This is a genomic window from Bremerella cremea, from assembly GCF_003335505.1.
Lineage (GTDB): Bacteria > Planctomycetota > Planctomycetia > Pirellulales > Pirellulaceae > Bremerella > Bremerella cremea_A.
On the sequence record NZ_QPEX01000044.1, the window covers coordinates 1 to 25,792 of the forward strand.

Genomic DNA, 25,792 nt, shown 5'->3' on the forward strand with positions numbered 1-25,792 from the left:
AAGATCCGCCGCTTCCGTGCCATCCCTCGCTCCTGATGCTTGCTGGTAGTTTCAACACACCAGTCTCACCGATCGGAGCAAGGTTTTCTATCTAAGCCCGTGGTCCGAATAATGGGGTCCACTTCACAAATGATTTATTGTCATCCTCTGTGTCGCATTGAATAGGCCCAAGCTGTCGGACCATGGACGCCCATTTCTTAGATAGAGCTTTTCACGCGATCGGTTGCCCAGAGCGACTATTGAATGGCACATCAAGAATTCAAAGGCTTGCCCCAATCACCGAGCGAATCGGCCCCGAAACAGGGGCTGGCAGGTTGTCGATTGAGCACTATTGTTTGAAGTGGATCGCTGCTGCCGATCGCAGAGTTATCTTTGTGATTGCTGATTTCGCTCATTCTCTCGCAGCGTTGGCCATCAGTGTGTTTAGAGCGTGTTCCAGACGTGAGGTATGGTGATCGCCAACAATACGATGCTGAACCTCTCCATCGGCGAAGATCAGAATGGTCGGATATTGAGTAACGTTGTATTTCTCCGAAAGAAATCGATTGCTTTCGGCGTCAACTTCTCGAAACCGCACGCTTTCCCTGAATTGGAAGGACAAATCGTGAAGGACGGGCTTGGCTTCGGTGCATTTGGGGCACCATTTGGTGGTCATGACAACGACGACCGGGTCTGCCTGTTCAAGAACCTCGCGAGAAAAGGTATCGTCGGTAACTAGCATGAGACCTTCGCCGTTATCTATGCGGCCATCTGCCGGCGAATTGCTGGGATAACTTCGGTCGCAGCCACCGAAGATAGTGACAAGAAGGATCGCTAGTCCCAAAATGTCAGGTCGTGTAAGGGGATCGGCTGCCAATTCTTGGTAACGTTTCATTGGTTTGCCCAACGGCAGTTGGCTGCCTAGATAACAGCCAACTGCTCCGTGCGTCGAATGAGAATCGTCGCAATAAGTCGTGCTACGAATCGGCCCCCTTTTCCAGGGCTTCCGGCTTCGGTGGGTCTTCGCCGTACTTGGCCTTGTATCGGGCGGCAAACTTGTCGAAAAGTTCCGGCGAGCAGATGAAGCACTGGGACGCGGGACGATTGTGTTCTTCGCACCAATCTCCCTTCTCCTTGAATTCTACGATCAGCTTTGTATCACACAAAGCACAAATCTCTTCCGGCACGCCATGTTCGCCGCACCACCATTCTCCATGGACGTGGCTATGTTCGTCGCCGTGATCGTGGTCATCGTGAGCCACTTCGGAGTGCTCGTCGGCATCTCCCATCGCGGACTGGCCACCACTGCAGCCAGCGAATGAAAGAGCGGCAACGGCAAGCAATCCAACTGCCAAACTGGAGGTACTAAACATCCACTTCATAAGATTCTCCTACTTAAATTTTCAAAAACTATATTGAAATCAAACCGAGACGGTTTCCGCCCCCTTGGCAGAATCTGGCAGGGGAGGTTGTTCAGGAGCGAACTCGTCGTATTCACCCGAACCAAGATTCTTAGCGGGAAGATTGAAGACGACGTAAAGCACGCGGAGGACGAGCAGGCTCATAAGCATCGCACTACACACTCCCCCAATCACCACGGTTGCCAATGGACGCTGGACTTCTGCCCCCATCCCCGTACTGAAGGCCATTGGCACAAAGCCCAAACTAGCCACTAGAGTTGTCATGAGAATAGGACGCAAACGAGTCACCGCCGCTTCCTCGACAGCTTCATCCAAGTTCCTGCCACGTCTTCGCAATTGGCGAATCGTGGAGACCAAGAGCATATCGTCTAGCACGGCTACACCAGAAAGGGCGATGAAGCCGACCGCAGCGGAAATCGAGAACGGCATATCGCGAATCCACAAGGCGACAACGCCACCAATCCAGGCGAATGGTACCCCAGTGAACACTCGCAACGCGTCTATCCAGTTTCGATAGGTCATGTACAACAGGGCAAGAATCATCAACAACGCGATCGGAACGACAATCATGAGACGTTGTTGGGCACGCTGGAGATTCTCGAATTGTCCGCCCCATTCGACTCGGTAACGCCCTGGTGGCAACGCAACTTGCTCAGCAACTGCCTGGCGGGCTTCCGCAACGAAGCTTCCCATGTCGCGTCCCCGGACGTTTGCTTCGACAGTGATACGGCGCTGATACCACTCGCGTTTGATCGTATTAGGTTCGTCTACCCGCTCGATCGACGCTAGTCGCGAAAGCGGGATGCGTTGCCCGGACGAAGTCGCGACCAAAATATCGGCGATGGCCGAGGGATCAGCACGTACTTTTTCTGGCAGACGAATGACTAGCGGGAAACGCAGTTGTCCCTCGTAAACTTCTCCTACGTGATGGCTGCCCAATGATCGAACGAGATTCAAGACGTTCTTGGCAGGCACTTCATAGCGGGCGATCTGGTCCTGCTTGATCTTGATTTGAAGCACCGGCTGTCCCGTGACCTGTTCCACCTTGACTTCGGAAGCTCCCGCAATGCCCTTGATCACTTTTTCAATTTCGGACGCTTTGCTAACCATCAATTCCAGATCATCTCCGTAAAGGATTGCGGCGACATCGGCCCGCACCCCAGAGATCATCTCATTCATCCGCATCTCTATTGGCTGCGACATGGCCAGGCGAGGGCCTGGTAGATCGCGTAACTCTTCCTGCACTTGGATGGTCAGTTCTTCTTGAGTGCCGGCACGAGTCCACTGCTTCCGGGGATGAAGGGTAATGAATAGATCGGTTAGCTCCGTTCCCATCGGGTCGGTTGCCACTTCGGCGGTTCCGACACGACTCCAAACGTGCGCGATCTCATCGGGGAACTTTTCCAGCAGGACCTTTTCCATACGCGTGTTGTAACGGATTGACTCTTCCAGATCCGTGCCTGCCAGTCGGACGACATTCAGCGTTATCGCCCCTTCGGAGAGGCGGGGGACAAACTCCGAACCAAGGTTCGGGGCAATCAGCCCGAATACGGCTACAAACAGGCAGAGAGCCGAACCGATCACAACGAATTTATTGTGCATCGTAAATCGCAATACCGGTGCGTAGAGCCGCTTGAGCCAGCGGATCAAAAGGGGCTCTTTTTCTTGGATGTTCTGAGGCAAGAGAAAACTGGCCAGCACCGGCATAAGAGTCAGCGACAATACCATCGATCCGGCCAAAGCCATAATCACGGTCATCGCCATCGGACGGAAGAGTTTCCCTTCGACACCTTCCAGCGTCAAAATGGGCAAGTAAACGATCATGATGATTAACTCACCGAACATCGTTGGTTTGCGAACCTCGATGGCCGCATCGCGGATGATCTCCAAGTGGCTGCGACCTCCGCTGTCGCGCGACAGATGCCGGACGCAGTTTTCGATCATCACCACCGAACTATCGACCACCAACCCAAAGTCGATCGCCCCCAGGCTGAGCAAACTAGCCGCAATGCCAACTTGTAGCATGCCCGAAAATGCGAACAACATCGAAAGTGGAATTGCCAGAGCGACGATGAAACCGGCACGCAGATTCCCGAGGAAGACGAATAAAACCGCGACAACCAACAGGCCCCCCTCGAACAGGTTTTTCTGCACCGTGTGGATCACGTGGTCGACGAGTTCCGTTCGGTCGTAAACCGTTTTGATGGTAACGCCAACAGGAAGCGTGCTGCGAATCTGCTCCAGCTTGTTCTTCAGGGCCCAAGTCACCTCGTGACTGTTCTCGCCCATGAGCATGAACCCAAGTCCCAGTACCGCCTCCCCCTGGCCATCAGCAGTTACTGTTCCCCGGCGAATCTCATGACCAATTTGCACTTCGCCGATGTCGCCGACGCGAATAGGGACCCCATCTTTTGCTTTGATGACGATATTTTTGATCTGGTCGATGTCTACCGTGCGGCCAACTCCATGTACCAGCAGCATTTCGCTGCCATCGGTAATCGTCCCTCCCCCGACATTTTCATTGTTTGCACGAATGGCATCTGCAACTTCCTCATAGGTCAGGGCGTGTTTGATCAGACGATCTGGATCAAGCCGAACTTGATATTGTTTTTCGTAGCCTCCCCAACTGTTCACCTCAGCGACACCCGGGACAGAACGCAATTGCGGTTTTACCACCCAGTCATGGAGAGTGCGTAATTCGGTCAGCCGATCAACACGCTCCTGGTCGCTGACCTGGGAAAAGTCGACTCCCTGATAGGTCAGTACATAATGGAAGACCTCGCCGAGTCCTGTCGATACGGGGCCCATCTGCGGCCTGCCGATTCCTACCGGCAACTCCACGGTACTAAGCCGCTCGTTGATTAGCTGACGGGCAAAATAGATATCGATCCCATCCTCGAAGGTCACGACGACCTGGGAAAGTCCAAATTTCGAGATCGATCGCATAACCGTCAAACCAGGCAGGCCACTAATGCTCTGCTCGACGGGAAAGGTAATCTGTTTCTCGACTTCTTCAGAAGAGAGTGCCGGTGCCGTCGTATTGATCTGAACCTGAACCGGGGTGGTATCGGGAAACGCATCGATATCAAGCTGCTGCAGCGCGAAGACGCCAGCTACCGCCAACACGAGCGTGACAAGGATGACTAACGCCCGATGCCGAAGTGAAAAATCAATTAGGTTGCTGAGCATTTTGTCTCCCTTTATTCGTCGACGCAGCAGCCAGCCCCTAAACCGTTCTTCAACAGTTGGGCTCGCAGAACATCACTGCCCGTCGTAGCGACGACTTCCCCAGGGAGAACCCCCGCAACAATTTCCGTAAAACCATCCTGGTAAGCTCCCAAACGCACCGAGCGAACATGGAAGACTTTGGGGGACTCAGGGCTATCGAAGTAGTGCTTATCACGTACGAAAACGATTCGACAGCAGCCTTCGGAGTGGACGCTTTCTGCCGGCACGGCGATCGCATTTTCTTCCTCTCTTAGGACGATATCACCGATGCCGTAAGTCTTGTCACGCAATTTGCCCTTGGGATTGGGAAGGACAGCACGGACCTTAACCATACGGGTCTGGGAATCGGCCCCGGTGCTAATCCAGTCCACCTGCCCTAAAACTTGCGACGAGCTTCCGTCCGCTTGGAAGTGAACCTTCTGCCCGACCTCAACTTGCTGTACGTCCTCTAGGGGAACCTCAAGCATCAACCACATTTGGCTCGTATCGACAATGCGAAATAACGGTCGTCGGGTATCGACGACTTCACCTTGCGTGACGTTTCGTTCGACAATCAGTCCAGAGATCGAGGATCGCACAGGCAGAAAATTAGCACTGGAAACTTGTGCTTTCACCGAAGAGCGAAGCGTTTGTGGAATGCCCAGAAAGCGTAGTTGTTCAAAAGCTTCGCGTTCCGAAAGTTGGGCCAGAGATTGAATATCAGGCGATAATCCCAAGTTCTCCATCGATTGAGCGATGCTCAACACCTCGGCCTTTGCTTTGGCCAAGTCGGCATCGGCCTCTAACAGCCGAACACCTGCCACGGCTCCCTTGGCAATTTTTAATCGTTCCACATTTTGTCGCTGTAATGATTGTTCTGCCAGAGCACGGATGAGGCTGGTTTTTAGATCACCGACTTGTTCTGCTTCCACCAGTGCGAGAACTTCCCCTTCTTCCACGCGATCTCCTAAGGTCTTTTCAACACGCCAAACACTTCCAGAGGCTCGTGAAGCAAAACTGGCCGTTCGCGTGGGGTCGTAGAGAATTTCACCGCTGCCTGAGACCGTTTGTTCGATAGGGCGGCGTTCCACGAGTTCGACGTCGACGCCCGCTTGGGCAACGGCATCGACGGATGCAAATTGAATTCGCTTCAGATAGGTTAGGCAACCGCTGTTGTTTTCTTTCGAAAGCGGCATGCTCATAGCCAACTCGGCACGAGATCGATCCGCCGAGGAGATCGCAGGTGTCTCGTTCAGTTGGGCCAGTTCAGGGTGGTCGAGGACGCAATTATGAATGCCATGCTTGGAGCACCAGCCGAAGTCCGGCGTTTTCGGCATGAGGGATTCGTCGCACTCGACGCAGATCGATTCTGGTACTCCATGTTCATCGCACCAGTCCGCGTCTGCGGGTGCGACTTTTCCAGTTAAAGCCGCAAACTTGGGCATTTTCCAGTCGGTGTAATGGCCGAATGCAAATAGCCCAGCGAATGCTAAAAGTACCAAGCAAGGACCAACGCTCGCACCGCAAAACGCAACTACACGCCTCGCAAGCGATTGGGATGGAAGTTGGGTAGTCGAGCCGGGCGGCGCGTTCGTTGAACTCTCGGAATTAGCAACCTCGTTCGGCTTACTTCCCGCAGCTTGTTTCTGCGTTTCGACGACGGATTGACTCATTTGCAGAACTCCCGCAAAGAAGACGTCAATGGAACAGGGAAATGGGCAGAAGGCATTGGCTTCCACGCAAGGTGTTGCCAATGACAAAGCCGGAATGAACCAGCTCTGCGCACCACGACAATAGAATGCGGTGCTTAAATTAAGAGAGAAGCGAGCGTTAGGCGCATGAAGCGGCCTGACAACACCTTCCAAGAGCGATCGTAGTATTGCGAATCATCGTTAAGTTGATGCTGGGTCGATTGCCATTGATCTTCGTACGGCAGGAAACAATCCCATGCCCAAGACGACAAATCTTCGACCTCTACCTTAAGTCCCACAATCGCCGATTGGCTACAGAAACAATCGCAATCAGGACACGAGTCGTGAGGGCAATCATTTTGTGGGGCAGGGCTGCGATCGTGCGAACAGTGGTGGCAACAAGCCTGTGCTTCCTGGCAGTCCATCGTGAATTGGAATTGATGCTGATCAACATGTTGTGGCGCAGCCAAGCTCTGAGCACCGCAAAACAGCGGGCAGAAAACAACACGAAGCGTAATCAGGAATACAACGAAGTGATTCATAACGAACGTTAAATTGAGCAAGGCGAACAAGATCGCACGATTCGATGATACGGCACAGAGTACCCCATTTCAAGGCGAGTTATGTCCCCACGAAAAATGCATGCGAGTCCGGGTGATTCACAAGTTCCTTCAGTGTCTTGGTTTATGTAAATGCCATCGAGCTATTGTCAAATCTCGTGTTCTAGCCGAGGCTCAAACGGTGGTCTGCTGGATGCCGTTGTTGAAACTCTTTACTGCTAGTAAATTGGCGATTTGGGCGTGTCCGTTCAAGCGACGCCAGCCCTATTGGGCTGTTTGTCCCAGCTTAAACATCATGGCAAGGCTCGTCCTGCGGTTGCCGCTCCCTTTTGTTTTTCGATGCCTCAGGCGAAACGTGGCAAAGGACGATTCGATTGGGTTGGTCGTTCGCAGGTGCTTCCAATGTTCGGCCAGTAAGTCGTAGAACGTCAGCAGCACGTCTCGATCCGCTCGCATGCCGCCGAGTACTTCGTGCCGTATTTCTCCGCGAACTGTTCGATCGCCTTCTCCGCATCGGCCCGCGTCTCGGCCAGCCAGATGTCGTGGATGTCGGCCTTAACTTTGGGCTGCACGCTCTTGGGCATTTGGTTCACCTCGTTGGCCGTTTTATGAACCCAACACCGCTGCTCGCGCGTCTCCGGAAAGACTTTACGAAGTGCCGCCCAGACCCCGAATGCCCCGTCGCCAATCGCTAGGTGCGGAGCATGCGCCAGCGCCCTCGCTGCTTCAGGTCGATCAGCACTTCATGCCAGTTCTGCTCGCTCTCACGATAACCGTCGGCCACTGCCAGCAGTTCCTTCTTGCCGTCGGTTGTTGCTCCCATTAAAACTAGAGTGCATTGCCGTTTTCTCGCTTCATCTTCGAGCCGCACGTTCACGTGAATGCCATCGGCCCAGACGTAAACGTAGTGCTTCTCGTCAAGCGAGCGACGGCACCAGGCATCGTATTCGGCCGACCAGCTTTCCTTCAGCCGCACAATCGTGTTGGCACTTAGACCGGACGCCGCTTCACCAACGAGCGACTGCAAAGCCGCGCGGAAATCGCCTGTCGACACGCCTTTCAAATAGAGCCAGGGAATCAAATCGTCGATGCTCTGGCTGCGGCGAAGATTCGGCAGCAAGACCTTCGGCGAGAAGTGAACGCGATCGTCCTCACCGGTCGACTTGTCACGAACCCACGGCTGACTGGCTGCGAGCTTTCCGGCGCCGGTCATCACTTCGCGGTCAGGCAAGCGGCCATTGCGAACCACGAGCCTTCGCCCGCGATCATCTCGCTTGCTGGAGTGCTGCTCCAGAAAGCTGTCGGCTTCAATGGCAGCCTGAAGCATCCGCTGGGATCCTTGTTGCACAATCTGATCGAGCAAACTGCGAGCCTCTACAGGCTGCGAAAAAGCCCCCATGTTGTCGTCTGCTCGTTCGGAACAATTTTCGTACCCTGGATCATGGCGTATCCTCACGCCCACGTTGGGCGGCTGATGAAATGCATTCCAACAGCAGAATACGCCGCTTTTTACCTCTTCAGCTAGAACACGAGATTTGACAATAGCTTGCTGCCTGTCGCTTGTCATGAAGTTATCGGTTCCTGCACTGACAACGGAGCAGGCCTGGGGAAAATGTGAGCTGGGAGCAAAGATCGTCAGGATTCGCTAGGTCGGGTGGCCTGCTTTCGAACTGTCATTGGCCCTCATACAGTGCGACCCAAGACATCACATCCGGGGTCCGCCTCGGCATCGCAAATACGATTTTGCGACGTTCTGTGTAGGCGACGATTGATTTGTAAACTTCAGCATCGCGGAGGAAATGAGAATCGCCCGAGACTTGGGGAATTGTAACTACAGATAATGAGTTGGATAAGTATTGTGTACTACGCAGTTGCTATCCCAGGACGGTTCCGCCTAAAGCACCAACTTTCTTAATGTCGAAGACTCCCGACACGCTTGTCTGCAGCGCAAAGGGTGTCGTCGCGCTGCAGGCCCTACCCGCCACTATCCCCCAACGTATACAATCGGCCAAGATTCCGGATTGAGCAATTCGTCCTCCGCGATCAGCCAGTTTTCCAGGGCACTTCTCGACTCGTCAACTTGATGAAGCGAGAAAGCTCGCGAATTGATTGCTGAGTGAGAAGCAAAGGTGCGAAGGAAGAAGGAGTTGGAACTATCCGGTGGGAACTCCGCGAGTATTGAGACAAACGGTCGGGGATACTGCGTGGTGATGTTTGATGAGGCAAGCGAGGCGAGAATCAACCTCGTGGCGGTGAAGTGAAGTTCCGTGGACACTTGGTAAAAGGGCGAGTCGTGGTAAAAAGCGGCTTGCTCATCGGAAAGCGTCTTTCGAGGTTCGACAGGTATTTCGAGGCAGGAATCCGCTGCCACGAAGACCAGACCGATGCTCGGCTCGTGGTGAGCGAGGCCATAAAGTTTCACAAATCCTGGCGGCATTTACCTCTCCTCAAGCTGGCGGAATTGACTCGATAACGGCGAAGTGATCGCGGACACTGCAAAAGCAGATGGCCGTGCTTAGGTTGTGGATCGCACGGCGGAAACGCAGCCAATTGGACGCTTGTGCGGTAGCGTGCCGACAGGGCCACAATTAATGTGAGAAAACGACAAACCCATTAAAAGGAACAACCGCCTCGATGCGCCCATTGTCGCACCAGAGCGTCTGTCCTCCATTACCCACGTTGTCACCTCCATAGTCGAAGGAATCACTGTTGAAGACCTCTCGCCAGGGGCCCGATTCGATCCGACTGTTGTTTACGATGTACCCGTTAGCGTAAGGCTGGTCCGCCAAGCTGGCGAAGATTAGAAACGACCGATCACCTTTCCAGCGGCGAAACACAACCACGCGAGTGTCGTTGCGCACGTGGACAATGTCGATGTTTCTGCTTCGCAGCGCGGGATGATCTAGCCGAAGCTTGTTCACGTCAGAATAGAACCTGTAGAGGCTCTTGCCAATTCCCTCACGCATGCCGTGAAGGTCTTCCTTGAAATCAATCACGGCGCTGTACTTGAAACGTTTCTCGGCGCCGACCTCTTCGCCAAACAGAAACATGGGAGTGCCGGCGGATAACGCCGTTATCCCCCAGGCGAAGCGACACCGAGCCTCGGCGTACTTTCGCGTCTCTCCAATCAGCGGCTGTGCATTAGCGGCGACCTTGATTGTGCGGTGGGATGTGCATTTCTTGCTCTCTTCGTCACCATCCTTCCAAGTAGGATCCCAGAAGGGCCCCGAGCTGTTGCCGGCTTCGTCGTGCGACTCGTTGTAAACGATCTTCTGGAATTGCGAATTCCAGAGGGCGCCAGAAAATGAGTCGAGCTTGAGGTCCTCACCTCCCCCAAAGCTGTTCCGGGCCGCTTGCAATAACAGCTTCGCCTTCCCGTCAGATTTCGTGTCACCCGCGAGGTGGTGGTAGAAATCCGAGTACCAACGGCCATCGAAGCCCATTCCATCCTGTTCGACTGGCTTCAAGACTTCGTCCCATTCCGAGTGATCCTCCGCCATCAGCATGATGCCCGGATGAAAGAGCCGAACTGTCCGGCCGAATTCACGCAACAGTTTGGCCCCGTAGATGTTCGCATTCGGAACCTCGGCGTCGTTCGCTCTGAGGCGATTGTAGCCGTGAATTGACGTGGTTTGATCGACGCGGAAGCCGTCGATGTGAAACTCTCTCGCCAGCGCCACCGCACTGCTGACGAACATCGCCCGCACCATCTCTTCGTGATACGCGGGAGCATCGCCGGAGGATTGATTCTTGACGTAGCCGCCACGATACCATTTATCGCCCCAGCCCCGATGCTCGAGGTACCGGTAGTCGTCCGATCGACCCTCATACCAATAAAACGTGTCGCGCTCGGGGACCGGAGAGTCGTAGTACCGCTCCGCGCGTTCCGCATCGTGATCGTAGTGGTTGTATACAACGTCCATGATGACCGCCAATCCACGTCGATGGCACTCCTTAACGAAGTGCTTGAATTGATCGCGGCCACCGCCCCCGTACTCAATCGCAAAATAGTGTGAGGTCGCGTAGCCCCAGTTCTGAGCGCCCCCGGCAAACTCCGACAAGGGAAGCAGTTCGACTGCGTTCGCATTGAGTCCAACGATGTGGTCGAGCAACGCCATGGCGTCCTTCAACGTACCCGGCTTGCCGCTGCCAAACCCGAGGGCGCCGAGATGGAGCTCGTAGATAATCAAATCCTGAACCTGCTGCGGTACCTGCTTGTCGGTAAACTCGTCTTCCCAAAACTCCTCGGTCGGAATGAAGTCCGCAGGAGCTTCCGGCCATGCTGGAACTTCAAATTCCTTGACCACGGTATCGGGATCGACCGTCACGGAGCAGCTGACCCTTCCCGCCAAGTCGCTGAGCAACTCGCCCCACGAGTCGGTTGCCGGGTCGGTCGCCCCGAACCCAGCCTGGCAGCGCGAATAAAGGTCGGTGCGGTAGAGTTGCGAATCATCATCCCGCTTGATCCGGTACATATACAATTTGTGGTTGAGCGCCTCGAAGTCTTGCAGGTAATCGTGATCGGCGGGGGTTTCCCATATCCCGCCCTCACGCTTGATCATCGCGATCCTCGGGAGTGTGGTGTCTATACCGGAACTGTCATTCCCGATGTATCCGCCGGCGAGCTTCTCTCGCAACAGAGACTCGCCCTGAGAAAGTGGCGTCTTTGTGGGATCATCGGCGTTCCAGAGAGATCCAAATACCAATTCGACTTCCTTGGCCTTCGGCGCCCAAACGCGAAAACAGATCCCCCACGTTCCGTCACTCTTCTTGTACTTGTTGGCGCCCAAATGGCGACAATGCGTTAAATAGAAACGCTCCGTCTGAGCCGCGCCATCGAAGCGAAAGGATCGAAATCGGGCGCGGGACTCGTGTGACTTGATCTCCTGCGGAATGGCCCACGTAGACGTTTCACCGCGATGGAAGCGGACACCCCATTTAAAAACTTGCCCCGTTTGGCTGTCGTCGAGCTGCACGGCGCCCTTGAAGCAATAGCCTCCGTCTTCCGATTCAATCTTTTCCATCGCAGAGACTGACCAGTCATCGGAATACTCCCCCACCGCATTCCAACTGCCTTCCAGGGTCGCGTTGAAATCAGGAAAAGGATCCCCGGAGACCCCGAAATAGTAGATAAACGTGACATGGTGCGTAGCCATTGGTTATCCTAAATGATAGAGATCGCTTACGGACAAACGGGCAGTCCCAGAACTTCCCAAACCGCTCTTACATTGCCCTCTGAAAACGCCGGGTCGCCGTGGGCTTCGATCGCCAGCTGCTTTTGAGTCTGACCCGTGTGATCCGGGATATCGATGCGAGCGCCCCTCTGGAGCATCCATCTAATCTTATTAAGGTGTGGCTGCAGGTCGGGAGCGGGCGCCGTCAACGCTCGGTGCACTGCGTCATGCATGGCGGTCAATCCGTTCACTGCGGGGCTGGTGTTCATCTCGTCGGCAAAATCTTGCTTGGTCATATAATCGGCGACGAGTTTCAACAGCTCAAACTGATTCAGCACCGACGCACGAATCACGGATCCGATACCCATCGGGTGTTTCTCACGGACTTTGGGGTCCGCCTTCTTGTCGAGAAGATATTTCACAATAGCAAATCGCATCTCGGCACCAGACCGCGTCCTATCAACCCCCGTAATCGCATAGATCAGTGGGGGCTGGTAGAGCGAGCTTGCTAGCCGATCGATCTCAAACGCCGATTGCGATGCGATGCGATCGATCGCGACGAGGGCTTGCTCCACTAGCTGTTGATCCACCGGCGCGGCGCCGTCTTCAACCGCAGCGGCCTTGTTTTGCCAGAAACGCAACTCATGAATCAGTCGCTCGCTGAGCGATTGCGCGTCGGCGATGCGGAGCAGGAGGTCATCGAGGTACGTCTCCTTTTCTTCCTCCGTGGGTTGGGGGTATCCGCTGAGGAGTTCAGACATCTTTTCGTTGTGCCAGAGATGCTGCATGGTCAAACCAGTGTAGCCGCGGACGTTGGTCGCCGTCGTGAGTCTCTTTTGTTCGCTCGGCAACTGGTCGGGGGGAGAACCGAGGAGGGAGCAGCAATTGTCCAGAAGATATCGAGCGAGATCGAGGTGAACGGATTTGCCGTAGAATGCCGCCTGCAGAAACACGGTGTGGCCGTTGACGGTGCTTATCGCATGCAAGTGCTCCGGCTTCGCCTTAAGAAGAATCTCCACCGTCTTCACGTCGCCTGATTGACCGGCCATGTAGATCGGCAGCGCATCGGCCCCGCAGAATCGGAGGCAAGGGTCGGCGTTGGGGACATCGTGCATCGCATTGTTCAAGAGGAAATCAACGACTTGGTGCTTCCCGTAAGCCGACGCTGCCAGCAGTACCGTCCAGCCATCGCTGTCATAGATGTTGGGGTCCCCCCCGCAGACCAACCACTTTGATAGGCCCGTGACATCGCCGGCACGCGCCATGTCGACGGCGTCTCTTTGGAGGTCGCTGATCCACTGCAGAATGCTCAACACTTGATATGTCGCCCCAGCCGAAGCAGCCTCGCCCCGTGTTGCAGCGAACCCGTTTTTCCTGCGCAACTGGGAGAGGTATCTCTGCAACCGTCGAACGTTTGGTGGAGTTTTGAGAAGAACGAGGCAGCGAAGCACACAGTAGGTCGTAAAAAGGTCGGAGGAGTCGCCGTCGCCAAATCCGCCGTCGTCACGCTGTCTCTGCAGAAGCAAGTCGATGACCGCCGGCTTGTTCTTAAACGGCTGTCCCGCTCGGAGCAGCGAGGAGAATGTGATCGCGTTGTCGAGAACCCTGGCGTTCGGCGTGTCGTCGCTGGCCTTTGCCTGGAAGTACGCGATTGCTTTGTCGGGTGAGGAACCCGTAATGTCGCATTCCTCATACGCCGCGATCGTCATAAAGTGATCGTACTGAGTTCTCGCCTTCGAATTCATGAACTGGACGGCTCGCTCCTGATAGATGGAGACAGCGCCGGAGCCACCAAGCCTGTTTAGCAGCATCAGTGCTGAGGCAGTGGTGAATCCGTCGGCTTCTGCTCCCGGCTGCTGGGCGAATCCTCCCAAGACACCATCGTGGCAACTCCTGACGAAGTCAACGGTCTTTTCTGTCGCAGAAACTATGCAATCAAGGCTATCCAGAGCCTTCAAGACGCTGTTGGTTGAGCTGAGGGAACTCTTTGCTTTCCCGGCGGCATTTGCGTAGCCACCGTCGTCCCGCAAAAGCGAGTCGAGGAATCTGTGAATTGACTCTGCATGAATATCCATAGACGAAGGACTTCGGAAATAGCGGGGCAAAGATAGAAAAATCCGTCGCCGAGGATTACCAGCCGAAGCGTTTCAAGTCATTTGTCAAGACTTCCACAAGCAGACGCCCGCATAGGTCCGACGAGGCGACTGACCGACTGGTGATGAACGGGTAGTCGACGATCACGGATGTCAGGCGGCCTACATTTCCGTGAAACTTTCCGTTCGGCCCAACGGTATCTCGCAAAATATACTCGAGCGGATATGGTGGCGTTTCGAATGTGAAATATTCACCATTGGCAAGAATCGACCAGCCGGCGGTATAGTCGTATTCCATCGTGTGACCAGTGACATGCTTTCCGCGCAGGATGCTCTCCCGGGTGTCGAGCTCTCGGGCAAAGGCGAGACAAGTGACGGTATAGCATTCAGCAGCAATGGGCTTGCCCGCGTAGTAGAAGCCGAGAATGAGGTCGTGGAGGCGATTATTATTTACCATGTCAACAACAGGACCGCTGCCCCCGACAAGGAGCAGGGCATCGTACTCCGAAATGAGCTTCCATGCTTTGCGGCGTTCCTCGTAATATCGCTCGAGTGTTCCGAGGTACCCGTCTGCGCTCAAATAGGGACGGACCGGAAACCACTTCTCAAGGGTATGACGATGCCCGAAAAGTTCTTCCCAGTCTGTTTCTTTGCCGCGCCGGGCGAGGTCCGGAGATGTTACCTGGCGCCCGAGCGGTGGATCAACATACTCTGCATTCAGACTCGCTCCGTCAGGAAACGGAGTTATATTGCCTTTAGGGGACACGAAGTGATACCCAATGCCGGCGGCGTCCAAATGGTCCATCGGCTTGAGGAGTTCTTCTACCCAGAATCCGTGCTCAGAAACAGCGATAAGCACTTTTTTGTTCATGGCATTCTTTCAGTAGGTTGAGAGTAAACTAATGAACTCGTGTTTGCATCATCGAGATTTGTAGCGCGATCGCTTCGATAAAAGGAACGACTTCGTCCTTTGAGAATCCAGTAACAAGATCTCCATCCGTGACCACTTTCGCCGGCGCACTCTTCCCATTTTCATCCTTCTCGAACACGATGTGTGCATCTGTATTGAGGATGTCCGCCATGACGACGGTATGGCACGTTACACGGCGTGATTTGAGGAGATCGCGGTTTGGCGTCAGTATCCAGAGCCCGTGACACAACAGGCCCTTGACAAGATCCTTACGGCCCATCGCCTCGGCGAAGAAACGTACGACAGGAGCCGACTGAACGAAAGAACGGGCGTCGCTGATCTCTGTGTCATCCGTATAACGCAGCCGAACGCTGGTATAGTTCGCCGACATGATGAGCGCCGCGTAGTCGTCGAGATTGATCCGCGAGACGTCTTTGTTGTCTTCCATGGCCAGCATCTCAGGAGTCTCCCAAGGTTTCTGCTCATTGGGATCAACGTCGCTGTAAAAAACGGCAGATGTCCAACCCTCATCTCCCGGCGCATAGCTTCCATAGTAGAGACGTGAAATCAGGTCTACCTTGGCGCCGAGAAGTCCAAAGCAATACTTATATGCCTTGATCTCTTCGGGAATGTATTTGCTCTCGACAACGACTGCAATCTTCTTGCCCGCTAGTGGTTTATCAAGCACGGTCTAGATCCTCATAATAATTGTGGTACGTAGGGCTTCAGACGAAGCCGCTCAAAGCGAGACGAAGTCGAACCCAATGTCCAAGCCTCCCATTTCCGATGCATCATCCCTCAAGTCTGCTTCGGCCTGGGCATCTGCTCGTCCAGTCGGTAGATACTCAACCATGATCACGGAATCTTCTGGCCATTGTGAAATGTCGATCTGGAACTTGTGGGGATCCGCCACCGGTACGACCAGACCATTAATGCGTACATTGACGATCTTCAGGTCACTGGGCCGGAAAAAATCTGGCAAGACATTGAGTGACTGGAGGCTACTGTTCTTTACAGGCCTGTAATAGAGGACAAAGGCGTCATTGCGTCCTTTGCCGCGTTCGACAAACGTGCGGATGTAGAGATGCGCCAGATAGTTCAATTCAAAGGCATGGTATCCGGCAATCGCGTGGCCTGCTTGCTGAGCGTACTGACCTTGTATCAGCGTGCGACCACATTCGTCGGTTCGAAAGTGGATCTTTCGATTGTCTTGGTCGACGAAGAACAAGCTCCAGAAGGCGGTACAGAAACGAGCGAGCTTAAGGAATTTGGCTTTTTCGGCTTCGTCTTCCGTGCACCCCTGCATGATATAATAGGCCAGAATGGCTTGCTCCTGCTGCCAAAAATCCTTGGTGCTACCCCAACAAAACTCGGTTGGCATCCCGCTGGAAGGATTCCGTTCCAACGCGTCGAAAATGCCACCTCGCGCAAGGTCGACACCGACCTCTTCCATATTGTGGCCTAATACCCGGGCGAATTCGTAACACCTTTCGGCCAATTTGTGATACTTGTCGGAAGACTGTGTGTCGCCATCTTCGTTCGCCTGCTTTGCGCGGGAGACATAATAGTTGCCGCAACGGGTGAGATTCCACGAGATCTTGAGGTTGTGTCCCACAATGCCTCGGTTCTGCTGCCAGCCCCAGGTGTGATCAGGGCTCCAGTCCTTATGAAACCGCTCGTTGACAAGTTTGCTGCCGTTGTCGGGCGCGAAATGATCGAGTATGCAGAGAACACACTCATCGAGCATGTCGCGACATCTGTCCCGTAGTTTTACCCATTCGCACTCATGACCGGAAACCGGAATCGGATCGATTGCAGCCAGAAGATTGATCAAGTAGGCCGGAATATGGTCGCCGATCGAGTTCCAATTCTTCTTTGCGCGATTGTCGTAGCGAGCACCTTCGCGATAGACGTCTAGCGACGGTGAATCGGGACGCATGGTGACCGGATCAATGTGGGAGAAATACCCGCCCTGTCCCGTGAAACATGGATCGCCGTCACGCCTTGTATCACGATAAAATCTCTCAAACGCGGCCACGGTGCGCACGATGTATCCCATTACCCACGTATCCTGAGTCACTCGGTAATATTGGGCTAACCCAGACAGGACATATATCTGTTCATAGAGCGGAAAGCTCCCATGATCCTCAGGATTGAGAGAACCTAGTATCTCTTTCGTGCTCCTGCCATCGTTGACGCGTCCGAACTTCCAGACGACACATTCACCGTCATGCGTTGGACTGGCGTAGGCGCCGACCAGATGCTTGGCACAGGCTCTGGCTGCAGAAAGTGCCCGCATATTGCCAGTCAGCAAGTAGGCTGATGAAAGGCCGTAGAGGAATCGCGAGAGAGTGGCCGATTCTTGAACGGCATCGCCGGTGGCCCCTCCGAGCAGGTCAAGATTCGTACGGTAAAAGGCAGAGAAGTCATTCTCGGTGATGTCACGCCGTTCTTTGAATAATACGTCCAACCACTGTTCAAATAGTGTATTGATCTGCTGTAGCCACCAGTGAGTGTCCTCCCATGCAAAAAGTCCCTGGACGGAGTGCATCAAGACAATGCGCCTTGCATAATACTGCGCAACATTTCGTTGGCTACTGCAGACTCCCTCAATGCAGACCATGTGACCGGGCTTCAAGTATTTGAGAAGTTGCCGTTTCGCTGTCCACATGGCTTCGTCGGGAGCGCCGGAACGACTGCCGATTTTCGCTTCGACGACATTCGCATCAGGCTCTCCGACACGATCGCGCCACTCATCCCCGATATTCCGAATCACTTCATAGTAAGTAGTCCGTGACACGGCTATCGATACCACTTCGCCCGACAACAATCGGAGTGAGAACATGGCTTCAGCAGGGTCAGGCGATTCAACTTCGCCCATGAGCGTGAAACTAGAGTGTAATGCTGTCATAATGAAGTCCTTGAATTCAAATTTGCCAACCAAGCCCCCAAGGATATCTCTCGATTTCGTGCGAATACGTTGGGTTCGTCGTCTCTATTTCTCATAGCTAACTTCGTCAAGGACTCAGCTTGCTACAGGCATTTCAAGAGTCCCCATCACGGATGTCCGAAGTCGTATTGTTCGGCCGTCGATGTCCGCTGTGACAAAGCCAATCTCAGACGCGACACTGCTCGAACCTTCGTCAATAGCTGGATACACGAGGCGTTTGCGACAACAACTCACATCAAACTCGGATGCGACAACGTGTGATTCGGGCAAATTCCCTGCGGGCGGCACAATCAAATAACCCACGCCGTCGTCAGCCCCAGATCCGTAGGCTTCCGAAGGCGTGAAAGTCGCGTTGTATTGAAGTGGGTGAAATCGCTGGTAAAGGCGCTCATGCCCAAAAAACACCCAATCTACGACACGATTGAAAAGACGCGTGATGTGATGAAATCTGCCCCGTGTGTGACGATGCCTGCGTCCCGCGTTGCACGGCGCGATGTGCATCAGCGCGAATACCCACTCGCCTTCCGGATCGCTAGCGATATCGCCAAGTTCCGCTTGCGCCCATTGAAATTGTTTCCCGTTTGCATCGCTAAATTCGTCGGGAACTTCTGTGTCGAACTCCAAGAAACGAACTGGTCCGAAACGGAAGGAAGAGAAGGTGAGGGACGTTGAGGAGAATAGGAACGCGAAATTGTTCAGAAACGTCTTGGCATCCCAGTGGCTTCCCGTCCAGGGTGTGTCGTGGTTCCCAATAATTGGCATGGCAACTTTCGTCGTCAGGACTTCCCGGCCCATGTCGAAGAACGTCCACCAGTGTCCCGGAGTATCGTTCCAAGTAAGGTCTCCGACGAGAATGAGGAAGTCAACGTCGGAGTGCGCTTCTGCAATTTCTATTGCGGTATCACCCCATCTTCGATTGTCGCCGCTGTCTTGCATGTCTCTAACAAGCATGAAACTTAGTACGGAGACCTCTTCTTTGGCCGTCTTAAACCTGTGCACTGGTGTTAGCGGCTCTTCATCCCTGAATAGGCGTTCGAAGTATCCCGTAACCGTTTGCAGATCGTTGAGTTCGAGGCGGTGATGCGTAGCGAATGCACCGGTCACTGTTTTCCCAAGAGTCGGATCTTTCCCATACTTGAGTCGAAAAATCATGGGAACGTGCGTAATGCAATTCACTACGACGCCGCTATGTGGCTGAGTATTGGAATTCCAAGGCAGATAGGGACCTAAATAGAGTCGTCCTACGGCTGCTCGATAATCATCGCTTCCGTTGTTGTCCCATGTCCGGCCGAGTCCATTCTCTGAAAAGAACACAAAATGCCAGACACACGCCTCGCGAGACAACTGAATCGTAATCTCGAAATGCGAGGCCTCGATCTTTGTCAGCGGTGTTTCGATGAAGTATTCAAGGTTACCTCCACTGTCTTCGACTTGTAGCTGGGGGTCGCTAACCTGATTCCAACCGTTAAAGCCGCAATGAATATAGAGCGTTTCTGCATTGGCCAAACTTCCCTTGTACATAATAGTGACTGGTTCGCCAGGTTGCGGGTCGGCCGATGAAAATGCTATTGCATCGTGTCTCATTGATAGCTCAATGATGAATGTCGACAAGCGAATTTGATAACTTCGAAACGTTCGCGAACTGTTACGTAAACTACGTTTTGGAGAGTTCTCTTCTCTAACGAATGCAATGCCAATCGATGAGCAATCGTTTTAAAGGGGCGTTCTGATTACGGAAGCGCTGACGGGGCGGTGAATTGCGCGCGATGATGGCTGGCTCACACCACATGGATCGTGCCTGGCTCTTCAGCAGTGAGACACGAAGGACACTCGTCGGTCAGGTCTAAGAATGATGCTCAACACTTCGGGGTTGGGTACGGATTGGGAATTGCGAAGCAAACAATAATTCGGACCCGACAATTTGTTGAATCAGCGGATGTTTCCTGGCGGTTAAAAGTTTGGCGAGCTAGTAAAACACATAACAATCCAGAATGCCACCTTTGGTGGATATTAGACTACCAAAAGATACTAACTCCGCAAGGCATATTTATTGAAAATTAACTGCCACTGCTCAGCTCTGCGCCTCAATGCCCCTCAGACCGCCTGTCATTACGATAAACGGCAAGACAAGTCGTGTTTTGGTAGAGGATTACGCGGATTCAGGTGAAGCTGTAGTTGGAGCGGCTAATGACTTCGCCACTTTGTCGCCGTGCTCATCCGGTCAAAAGGCCTTGCCCTTTCAGCAACCAATTGCCCGCATCGTTGAAATGACTAGGCCTAGCAATCACGCTGTGCTGGCGATCATCGCCACAGTCAAAGTCGTAGATCCCAAGTGACACGCCCAGGCAGCATCAGAAAGGTGAGTTGCCAGCTTCCGCAAGCAAAGGTGTCGGTCCAAGCAAAAGTGGGCCTAAGCCTTCCCGCCCTGATCGATCTGCTGGAAGACCTCTTGAAGGAGTGCCGCAAGGCAAAGAATCAAGGTCTCGATATAAAGACGGCGGTGAGCATCCTTCGCGATCGCAGCCGCGTCCAGACAGCCACCTAGGAGATCATCCCCATGGAAAAGCAATGGTACTCACCGGCAGAGTTCGCTGCCATTGTCGGCAGGGCTGCCTACACCGTTCGCGAATGGTGCCGCACTGAGAGGATCATCGCCCGGAAACGCGCATGTGGTCGTGGTCGATCGAAAGAGTGGGAGATCAATTGCACGGAGATCTCATTCTATCTGAACCACGGCCTGCGTCCCTCACCTTACGCCAAATGACCAAGCGGCTTTGGAGTGAAGCCCAGGCACTGCCACGGATGGTTTTCCTGTTTCATGTATCAGGCTTAATCGCATGCTCATGACTATCAATCAGGCTGCCGAATATCTCGGCTACTCGGTCTCCGGCCTTCGAAAGCTGGTAAATCGCGGCATCATCCGCTACTTCCAGGCGACCGAGGGAGCTCCCCTTAAATTCAAGCGGGAATGGCTCGATGACTTTATCGAAGCCAACACCAAACCCGCTGAACAGAAAGAAACTGCCAAACGCCAGTCGCCGAAATTCGACCCAAGCGTTTGGACATGACCCGAAACTTTATTCGAATTTCAACGCTGATGTGTTTGTCAGCGATTTCCCTTCCTTTCCACAAAGGAATTAGAACGATGTCAAATCTTGCACACACTGCCCATGCCATCAAACATGGGCTTGACCACACTTCCGTTGGCAAGCAAGTCGTAGGTGCGGCCACTCTGGGAGCCGCGATCACGGCGAAAGCTGTCGCAGGCCCTGCTGTGTCTGCCGCTGTTGTCGCGGCAGCACCGATCGCGGTGCCAATCGCGATTGCTGGTGGCTTGGCTTACCTCATCGGGAAGGCCACGAAATAGCCCAACCATAGTTTCTGTGATTGGCGAACCAGCGGCTTGCTTTGTCGTGTACCGCTTCGAACACACAGCGGCTGCCCGCCAAGTCACCGGAGCTCTTGTTACCGAGGCAGTTGTCGCCACGAAAGTCCTTGCGGGGACATCAGCCGCCGTAGCCGTAGCAGCGGCGGCACCGGTCGTTGCTCCATTGGCGATCGCTGGCGGGATTATGTACGCGATCCAACGAGCGACGGAGAAGAAGTAATCTTCTCCTATGTTGACATCAGAAAGCTGTACTCCGAAAATCGCGGAGTGCAGCTCTTACTTTTCTTATCAAAGAGCCTCTGTTCAATAAGTCCAAGGGGCATGGCATCCGATGAATGATAAACAACAATATCCCTACCGGATTGTATCGTCAGCATCCCTTAGCATCATGCTTGAGGAACGAAACGTACGTCAGTTTTGGTTTTGTAATACAAACCGGCGACATCGAGACTTTCCAACTGAGAAAAGGCTGGAAGGTCTAATGCGACGAATGAATGTTGCTGCCGCTTGGCCAGTTGAAATCGAGTACCCTCACATGGAAGAGGTCGAAAAGGGAGATTTCGTGCTAATGTGGGCAAAAGGGAAAGGCATTATCGGAATCGGTGTAGCAGACAAGAATCCATTTCAAATCCTAGAGGCTGGTGCCTCTACTCAGCTCTGGGAGACTGGCATGAAAGAAGAAGGCGAATCCAATGGTCCCCAACTGGAAGAATGGCGTATCAGAATTTCGAACTGGCTGTTTTGGGACGGAAACGATCCTTTTGCATACAAAGGTCAGCCGCGTGCATTCGAAGCAGCAAGGCTCAGAGACGTCGAACAGTTCTTGCGACAAGTTGAGGATCGTCTTAAGCGCTTCTAATTAGGTGCTTCTTCTTTACTGTTTGATACACTCGCCTCATTATTGACGGAATCAAGTTCCCCATCGGAACAAACTGCTTCATACCGAAATCTGTAATCACCCTTTGGCACAAACACATTAAACGCCGTTGATTTTAAAGTAATGTTAAAGTCATATGTAGTGCCTGTGCCAGGCCTGATTAACAAACTTTTGGTATCGACTTCAGGCGGCGACTTGATCAATTCTACATGGATGGATGGAACGGAAGTCATATGCGGCTGAAGCGTTCCGCTACCAGTAGCAATAAAAAGGTCCCGAACAACGGAAAGTGTCAAATATCCGGACTGACGGTTGTCACTGGCCTCATCGATTTGCTGATTTGCGATCACCGCCTTTTGAGCGACTTGTCTTACCGGGATTTTCGGAATTGAGTCTTGTCTCGCCAGCATCCGTTGCTCAATTTCCGCGATTCTATTTTCGATTGGAATTGAAACATTTGCTTGTGACGTCGCGTTGGTTTGCTGAAGCCTCTCCAACTCTTGTACATCCTCGATCTGGCTGCGGAATGCCGCGTATTTTCTATCAATCGCTGTGGCTGTGTCAGCCGAAGCAACGGCCAACCAATCGTTTCCAAGAGTGACATTGGTTATTGCGATATTCTGCGCCATGCGGGCGGCTGCTTCGATCCGGTGACGATAGGCATTCTGTGCTGCATAATGATTGAACTCTTGATCTGCGACCTCTTCGGTCTCCTCAAGGTAGGTACTAAGACGCATCAACTCATTTGACAAATTGATCATCTTCTCCGCCGAGCGTTCAGCGAACGTATCAACCTTCTCCGTCGTTGAGTACTTTGCGAAAAAGTACCCTATGACAATTGAGGACACCGACGAGAGCAGGAATAACACGACACTTAATAGGAATGTCTCTCGCGGCGATGGATTCTGAGATGTCGACGCAATATGTAAGCAGTATCCCGCCCCCAGCAAGCATGCAACGAACACCGATCCGATAATGAATGTCTTTAGACTCATGGATAGCTCTCTAGCAGAACAAATTACTCGCTCGATGCCACTGAACAACCAAAGTAAGAAAACTCAGCAAGCAGCCCATAGCTGCTCAGTATACCTCTGATCCCAAGCCAAGTAATGCTCTCGGCAAATCTCCACAGAGTTTCCCATCAGCTTCGAAAGCGTCTCGACGCTGATCGGTTTCTGCGTCCAATACCCATCCAGGCATCTCTTGGCGTAAGTGTGCCGGAACGAATAGACGCACGCGTCCTTGTCGAGAGTAATTCCTTTCTTCTTCAGCTTGCGTCGAACTCGGTCGAAGGATGGCCGCAGCCCTTCCATAGTCCAAGGGTTTCCACGAGTGTTGCGAAATAGTGGGCCAGCGTTATGGCGTTCAATCTGGCGGCGGACGATCGACATGATATGGGGATCGGTCACGTAGATGATCCGCTTCCGGCCCGTCTTGGATTCCTCGGCCTTGAAAACCCACTCCATCTTGTCACCATGGTCGATGACATGAGCAGCCGTCAGGCTGGCGAATTCGATTCCAGGCCGGGCTCCGGTGCGGATCAGGATGCGAATGGCCTCGCCGAAGGCTTTGTTGGTGTTCGCAATCATCGCCTCCTCTTGCTCCGGCTCGATATAGGTAACCCGGCCATTGCCTTTGGGAGCCTTGAAACCCTTGATCGGGTTCCGAGGGATCATCTCCTGCTTGGCGGCGTAGTTAAAGGCCCGCTTGAGGCCCTGGATGTGGGATCGTTTGGAGCCATTCCAGCCGGGATGGGCCTGGAGCCACTGATCGACGTGGATCGGCTTCAGGTCGTCCACTGGCATGCCTCCGTAGCCGTCGTGGATGCGATCCTTGGGATTCCTCTTTCGCCCGTCCCGATATTTCCCCGGAAAACCGGAACAGAAGTCGAACAGGCTGGTCGAACGCATCACGAAGGTGGCCGGGGAATCGTTCGCCTTGCAGTTGGCCAGATAGGCCTCACAGACTTCCTGAACGGTAACCCCGGTCACCAGCTGGACCATGGCCTGCTTTTCTGCTGCCAGAAAGCGAGCGTAGGCTTTTTTGACGACCGATTCCTTGATTTCAGGGTCTTTCAGCCGGTTCCCGTTTTCATCCGTGAGGGGAGTGAACCTGCCGCCCTCTTTTGTGTACCAACCTCTACCGCTACGATAGAAAAATCCTTTGTTCCGACTTCCCTGTTTTCGGCCTAAGTGCTTGCGAGCCATGACGATGTTCCCGGAATGCCAGTCCCGCGAAGCCGCGACTTGCAGCCCCCGACTAGTCATTCGCGATTTGGTGCCAAGGCCCAAAAAAGTGGCTAAAACACGGGGAAAACGGCACTTGCCCTCGTAGCTCAGGGGATAGAGCGACGGTTTCCTAAACCGCAGGTCGGTGGTTCGATTCCACCCGGGGGCACTTTTTTCTCTTTTAAACTCTTGCTTGGCTGGCCTTTTTCTTGGGGCTGGTGCTGGGGCCACAAAAAAAGGACTCGCTTGGCAGCAAGTCCTTGTGGTGGCTTTTTTTGCTTTTTGGGCTGCTAAGTTGAAATTAGTAGCCTTGGTTTACTTCGCCGCCGTTGCGGGTGAAGAGGGCCTGGTAGGTGTTGAAGTTGATTGTGTCCGGCAGGAATGCTACCGAGCCGTCGCAGCGGGTAAACATGGCTCCGCCAGGGTGGTAGCTGCCGAACGACAATTCCAACAGGTGGCCTGAGACAGATGGATCGTTCAGGCGAGCATTCATCTTCACGGCCGCTGAGCCAACGGTTTCGCTGAATTCGGCTCCGTGATTGCTGCCATCGCAGCGGCAAGGGTCGATTTGATTCGAGCCGATGTACCAGTGATCGACCGCTTGTCCGTCTTTGCCAAACTTCGGATCGGTTTGAGCTTCGCCGACGGCAATTGTGTTCGACGTACCATCTGTGATATCCGCAAACCGCATCCCCTTACATCCAAAGATCACGCCGTTCTGATCGAGCGCTTGCAGCGAGAGGGGACCGTAAGAAGTGTTCACCTGTTTTACTTTATCCGCACTCGACAACGTTCCTGAGTTCCCCAAGTAGCTCATCGGCACACGATTCTTAATGCTATTGAAGCTGTCGTAATGCTGGGGCAGGGGCATCGTCGGGCAGAAGTAGGCGCTGATGAATGTTCCACAGGCGTCTTCGTTCGGCCCGGCTGGTGCCCAGTTATCGCTTTCGCCGAAGAGCAGCGTATCGTACAGATTCTTCTGCTCGATATAAGGAAGAATTCGTCCGCTCCACAAATGCCCTCGGTTAAACCAGCCAGGCGGAAACACTTTGTGGGTGTCGTGGTAGTTATGCAGCCCCAAGCCGATTTGCTTCATATTGTTGCTACACTGCATCCGCCGAGCAGCTTCACGGGCTTGTTGCACCGCCGGCAAAAGCAAAGAGATCAATACGCCGATAATCGCAATCACCACCAGCAATTCCACCAGGGTAAAACCAGAACGAAGCCTCGGTTTGGTTTTCTGAATGTTCATCGAGATACACTCCTGTTGGTGCGTTGCCGTTACCTGAGAAAATCAGCAACGCGTTTCCTAAA

The 25,792-nt window shown here is 53.5% G+C and carries 20 protein-coding genes, 1 tRNA gene and 1 pseudogene; 7 read left to right on the plus strand and 15 right to left on the minus strand.

The features are described from left to right. Positions 1-391 precede the first annotated feature (391 nt). The 4 genes from DTL42_RS19610 to DTL42_RS19625 form a co-directional block, all read right to left on the minus strand. Complete coding sequence (locus DTL42_RS19610; protein ID WP_114371190.1) at positions 392-874, minus strand: thioredoxin family protein; 483 nt, start codon at positions 872-874, stop codon at positions 392-394. Positions 875-956: 82 nt separating this feature from the next. Beyond that, positions 957-1,361 (minus strand): RND transporter, encoded by a 405-nt coding sequence (locus DTL42_RS19615; RefSeq protein ID WP_114371192.1) that lies wholly within the window; start codon positions 1,359-1,361, stop codon positions 957-959. Between the two features lie 39 nt (positions 1,362-1,400). Further along, positions 1,401-4,589, minus strand: a complete 3,189-nt coding sequence (locus DTL42_RS19620; protein ID WP_114371194.1) for an efflux RND transporter permease subunit — start codon at positions 4,587-4,589, stop codon at positions 1,401-1,403. Between the two features lie 11 nt (positions 4,590-4,600). After that, positions 4,601-5,944 (minus strand): efflux RND transporter periplasmic adaptor subunit, encoded by a 1,344-nt coding sequence (locus DTL42_RS19625; RefSeq protein ID WP_234824278.1) that lies wholly within the window; start codon positions 5,942-5,944, stop codon positions 4,601-4,603. 746 nt (positions 5,945-6,690) lie between these two features. Between DTL42_RS19625 and DTL42_RS26420 the strand changes: the two genes are divergently transcribed. Beyond that, the gene (locus tag DTL42_RS26420) at positions 6,691-6,852 is read left to right on the plus strand and encodes a hypothetical protein (protein WP_158545476.1); all 162 of its coding nucleotides are present in this window, start codon (positions 6,691-6,693) and stop codon (positions 6,850-6,852) included. Between the two features lie 180 nt (positions 6,853-7,032). Here DTL42_RS26420 and DTL42_RS19635 read toward each other — a convergent pair. From DTL42_RS19635 to DTL42_RS19670, 8 genes and pseudogenes are all read right to left on the minus strand, one after another. Next, positions 7,033-8,257 (minus strand): annotated as a pseudogene (locus DTL42_RS19635) (IS256 family transposase). A gap of 585 nt (positions 8,258-8,842) precedes the next feature. Further along, a complete protein-coding gene (locus DTL42_RS19640; protein ID WP_114371200.1) occupies positions 8,843-9,295 on the minus strand; it encodes a hypothetical protein in 453 nt (150 codons plus the stop codon). 151 nt (positions 9,296-9,446) lie between these two features. Then, positions 9,447-12,014, minus strand: a complete 2,568-nt coding sequence (locus tag DTL42_RS19645; RefSeq protein WP_114371202.1) for an alpha-amylase family glycosyl hydrolase — start codon at positions 12,012-12,014, stop codon at positions 9,447-9,449. 26 nt (positions 12,015-12,040) lie between these two features. Next, on the minus strand, positions 12,041-14,107 hold the full coding sequence (locus tag DTL42_RS19650; RefSeq protein ID WP_114371204.1) for an ankyrin repeat domain-containing protein: 2,067 nt from the start codon (positions 14,105-14,107) through the stop codon (positions 12,041-12,043). 55 nt (positions 14,108-14,162) lie between these two features. After that, on the minus strand, positions 14,163-14,996 hold the full coding sequence (locus DTL42_RS19655; protein ID WP_114371206.1) for a type 1 glutamine amidotransferase domain-containing protein: 834 nt from the start codon (positions 14,994-14,996) through the stop codon (positions 14,163-14,165). Between the two features lie 28 nt (positions 14,997-15,024). Further along, positions 15,025-15,723: a DJ-1/PfpI family protein gene (locus DTL42_RS19660; protein WP_114371208.1), complete on the minus strand. Its 699-nt coding sequence runs from the start codon at positions 15,721-15,723 to the stop codon at positions 15,025-15,027. A gap of 51 nt (positions 15,724-15,774) precedes the next feature. Next, positions 15,775-17,946 carry an N-acyl-D-glucosamine 2-epimerase gene (locus tag DTL42_RS19665; RefSeq protein WP_147274365.1) on the minus strand — a complete coding sequence of 724 codons (2,172 nt, stop codon included), beginning with the start codon at positions 17,944-17,946 and terminating at the stop codon, positions 15,775-15,777. A gap of 114 nt (positions 17,947-18,060) precedes the next feature. Continuing rightward, complete coding sequence (locus DTL42_RS19670) at positions 18,061-19,596, minus strand: metallophosphoesterase (RefSeq protein ID WP_147274366.1); 1,536 nt, start codon at positions 19,594-19,596, stop codon at positions 18,061-18,063. Positions 19,597-20,344: 748 nt separating this feature from the next. On the opposite strand from DTL42_RS19670, the gene DTL42_RS19680 reads away from it, so the two are divergent. The 5 genes from DTL42_RS19680 to DTL42_RS19705 all read left to right on the plus strand — a co-directional run bounded on the left by DTL42_RS19680 (position 20,345) and on the right by DTL42_RS19705 (position 22,232). Beyond that, positions 20,345-20,530, plus strand: coding sequence for a hypothetical protein (locus DTL42_RS19680; protein WP_114371216.1), 186 nt, complete (start codon positions 20,345-20,347; stop codon positions 20,528-20,530). A 292-nt stretch (positions 20,531-20,822) separates the two neighbouring features. Beyond that, entirely contained in the window at positions 20,823-21,053 is a 231-nt protein-coding gene (locus DTL42_RS19690; RefSeq protein ID WP_114371220.1) for a helix-turn-helix domain-containing protein, read from the plus strand. Between the two features lie 77 nt (positions 21,054-21,130). After that, on the plus strand, positions 21,131-21,352 hold the full coding sequence (locus DTL42_RS19695; protein ID WP_114371222.1) for a hypothetical protein: 222 nt from the start codon (positions 21,131-21,133) through the stop codon (positions 21,350-21,352). A 16-nt stretch (positions 21,353-21,368) separates the two neighbouring features. After that, positions 21,369-21,593 carry a hypothetical protein gene (locus tag DTL42_RS19700; RefSeq protein WP_114371224.1) on the plus strand — a complete coding sequence of 75 codons (225 nt, stop codon included), beginning with the start codon at positions 21,369-21,371 and terminating at the stop codon, positions 21,591-21,593. Between the two features lie 111 nt (positions 21,594-21,704). Then, positions 21,705-22,232, plus strand: a complete 528-nt coding sequence (locus DTL42_RS19705) for a hypothetical protein (protein WP_147274367.1) — start codon at positions 21,705-21,707, stop codon at positions 22,230-22,232. Here DTL42_RS19705 and DTL42_RS19710 read toward each other — a convergent pair. Together DTL42_RS19710 and DTL42_RS19715 are read right to left on the minus strand one after the other, a co-directional pair. Further along, positions 22,229-23,011 (minus strand): hypothetical protein, encoded by a 783-nt coding sequence (locus DTL42_RS19710; RefSeq protein WP_158545477.1) that lies wholly within the window; start codon positions 23,009-23,011, stop codon positions 22,229-22,231. The genes DTL42_RS19705 and DTL42_RS19710 overlap by 4 nt on opposite strands. A gap of 297 nt (positions 23,012-23,308) precedes the next feature. Beyond that, positions 23,309-24,253, minus strand: coding sequence for a tyrosine-type recombinase/integrase (locus tag DTL42_RS19715; RefSeq protein WP_158545478.1), 945 nt, complete (start codon positions 24,251-24,253; stop codon positions 23,309-23,311). A 321-nt stretch (positions 24,254-24,574) separates the two neighbouring features. Here DTL42_RS19715 and DTL42_RS19720 point away from each other — a divergent pair. Beyond that, positions 24,575-24,647 (plus strand) — tRNA-Arg (locus DTL42_RS19720). Between the two features lie 132 nt (positions 24,648-24,779). On the opposite strand, the gene DTL42_RS19725 is transcribed toward DTL42_RS19720, so the two are convergent. Further along, a complete protein-coding gene (locus DTL42_RS19725) occupies positions 24,780-25,730 on the minus strand; it encodes a DUF1559 domain-containing protein (protein ID WP_114371233.1) in 951 nt (316 codons plus the stop codon). Positions 25,731-25,792 lie beyond the last annotated feature (62 nt).

What these genes read in the sequence shown, in the direction of transcription:
- DTL42_RS19695 (WP_114371222.1), top strand. Translation starts at nt 21,131, where the DNA reads ATGTCAAATCTTGCACACACTGCCCATGCCATCAAACATGGGCTTGAC.
- DTL42_RS19610 (WP_114371190.1), bottom strand. Translation starts at nt 874, where the DNA reads ATGAAACGTTACCAAGAATTGGCAGCCGATCCCCTTACACGACCTGAC.
- DTL42_RS19640 (WP_114371200.1), bottom strand. Translation starts at nt 9,295, where the DNA reads ATGCCGCCAGGATTTGTGAAACTTTATGGCCTCGCTCACCACGAGCCG.
- DTL42_RS19725 (WP_114371233.1), bottom strand. Translation starts at nt 25,730, where the DNA reads ATGAACATTCAGAAAACCAAACCGAGGCTTCGTTCTGGTTTTACCCTG.
- DTL42_RS19615 (WP_114371192.1), bottom strand. Translation starts at nt 1,361, where the DNA reads ATGAAGTGGATGTTTAGTACCTCCAGTTTGGCAGTTGGATTGCTTGCC.
- DTL42_RS19645 (WP_114371202.1), bottom strand. Translation starts at nt 12,014, where the DNA reads ATGGCTACGCACCATGTCACGTTTATCTACTATTTCGGGGTCTCCGGG.
- DTL42_RS19710 (WP_158545477.1), bottom strand. Translation starts at nt 23,011, where the DNA reads ATGATCAATTTGTCAAATGAGTTGATGCGTCTTAGTACCTACCTTGAG.
- DTL42_RS19705 (WP_147274367.1), top strand. Translation starts at nt 21,705, where the DNA reads ATGAATGATAAACAACAATATCCCTACCGGATTGTATCGTCAGCATCC.
- DTL42_RS19665 (WP_147274365.1), bottom strand. Translation starts at nt 17,946, where the DNA reads ATGACAGCATTACACTCTAGTTTCACGCTCATGGGCGAAGTTGAATCG.
- DTL42_RS19715 (WP_158545478.1), bottom strand. Translation starts at nt 24,253, where the DNA reads ATGGTCCAGCTGGTGACCGGGGTTACCGTTCAGGAAGTCTGTGAGGCC.
- DTL42_RS19625 (WP_234824278.1), bottom strand. Translation starts at nt 5,944, where the DNA reads ATGCCGAAAACGCCGGACTTCGGCTGGTGCTCCAAGCATGGCATTCAT.
- DTL42_RS19650 (WP_114371204.1), bottom strand. Translation starts at nt 14,107, where the DNA reads ATGGATATTCATGCAGAGTCAATTCACAGATTCCTCGACTCGCTTTTG.
- DTL42_RS19620 (WP_114371194.1), bottom strand. Translation starts at nt 4,589, where the DNA reads ATGCTCAGCAACCTAATTGATTTTTCACTTCGGCATCGGGCGTTAGTC.
- DTL42_RS19690 (WP_114371220.1), top strand. Translation starts at nt 20,823, where the DNA reads ATGCTCATGACTATCAATCAGGCTGCCGAATATCTCGGCTACTCGGTC.
- DTL42_RS19655 (WP_114371206.1), bottom strand. Translation starts at nt 14,996, where the DNA reads ATGAACAAAAAAGTGCTTATCGCTGTTTCTGAGCACGGATTCTGGGTA.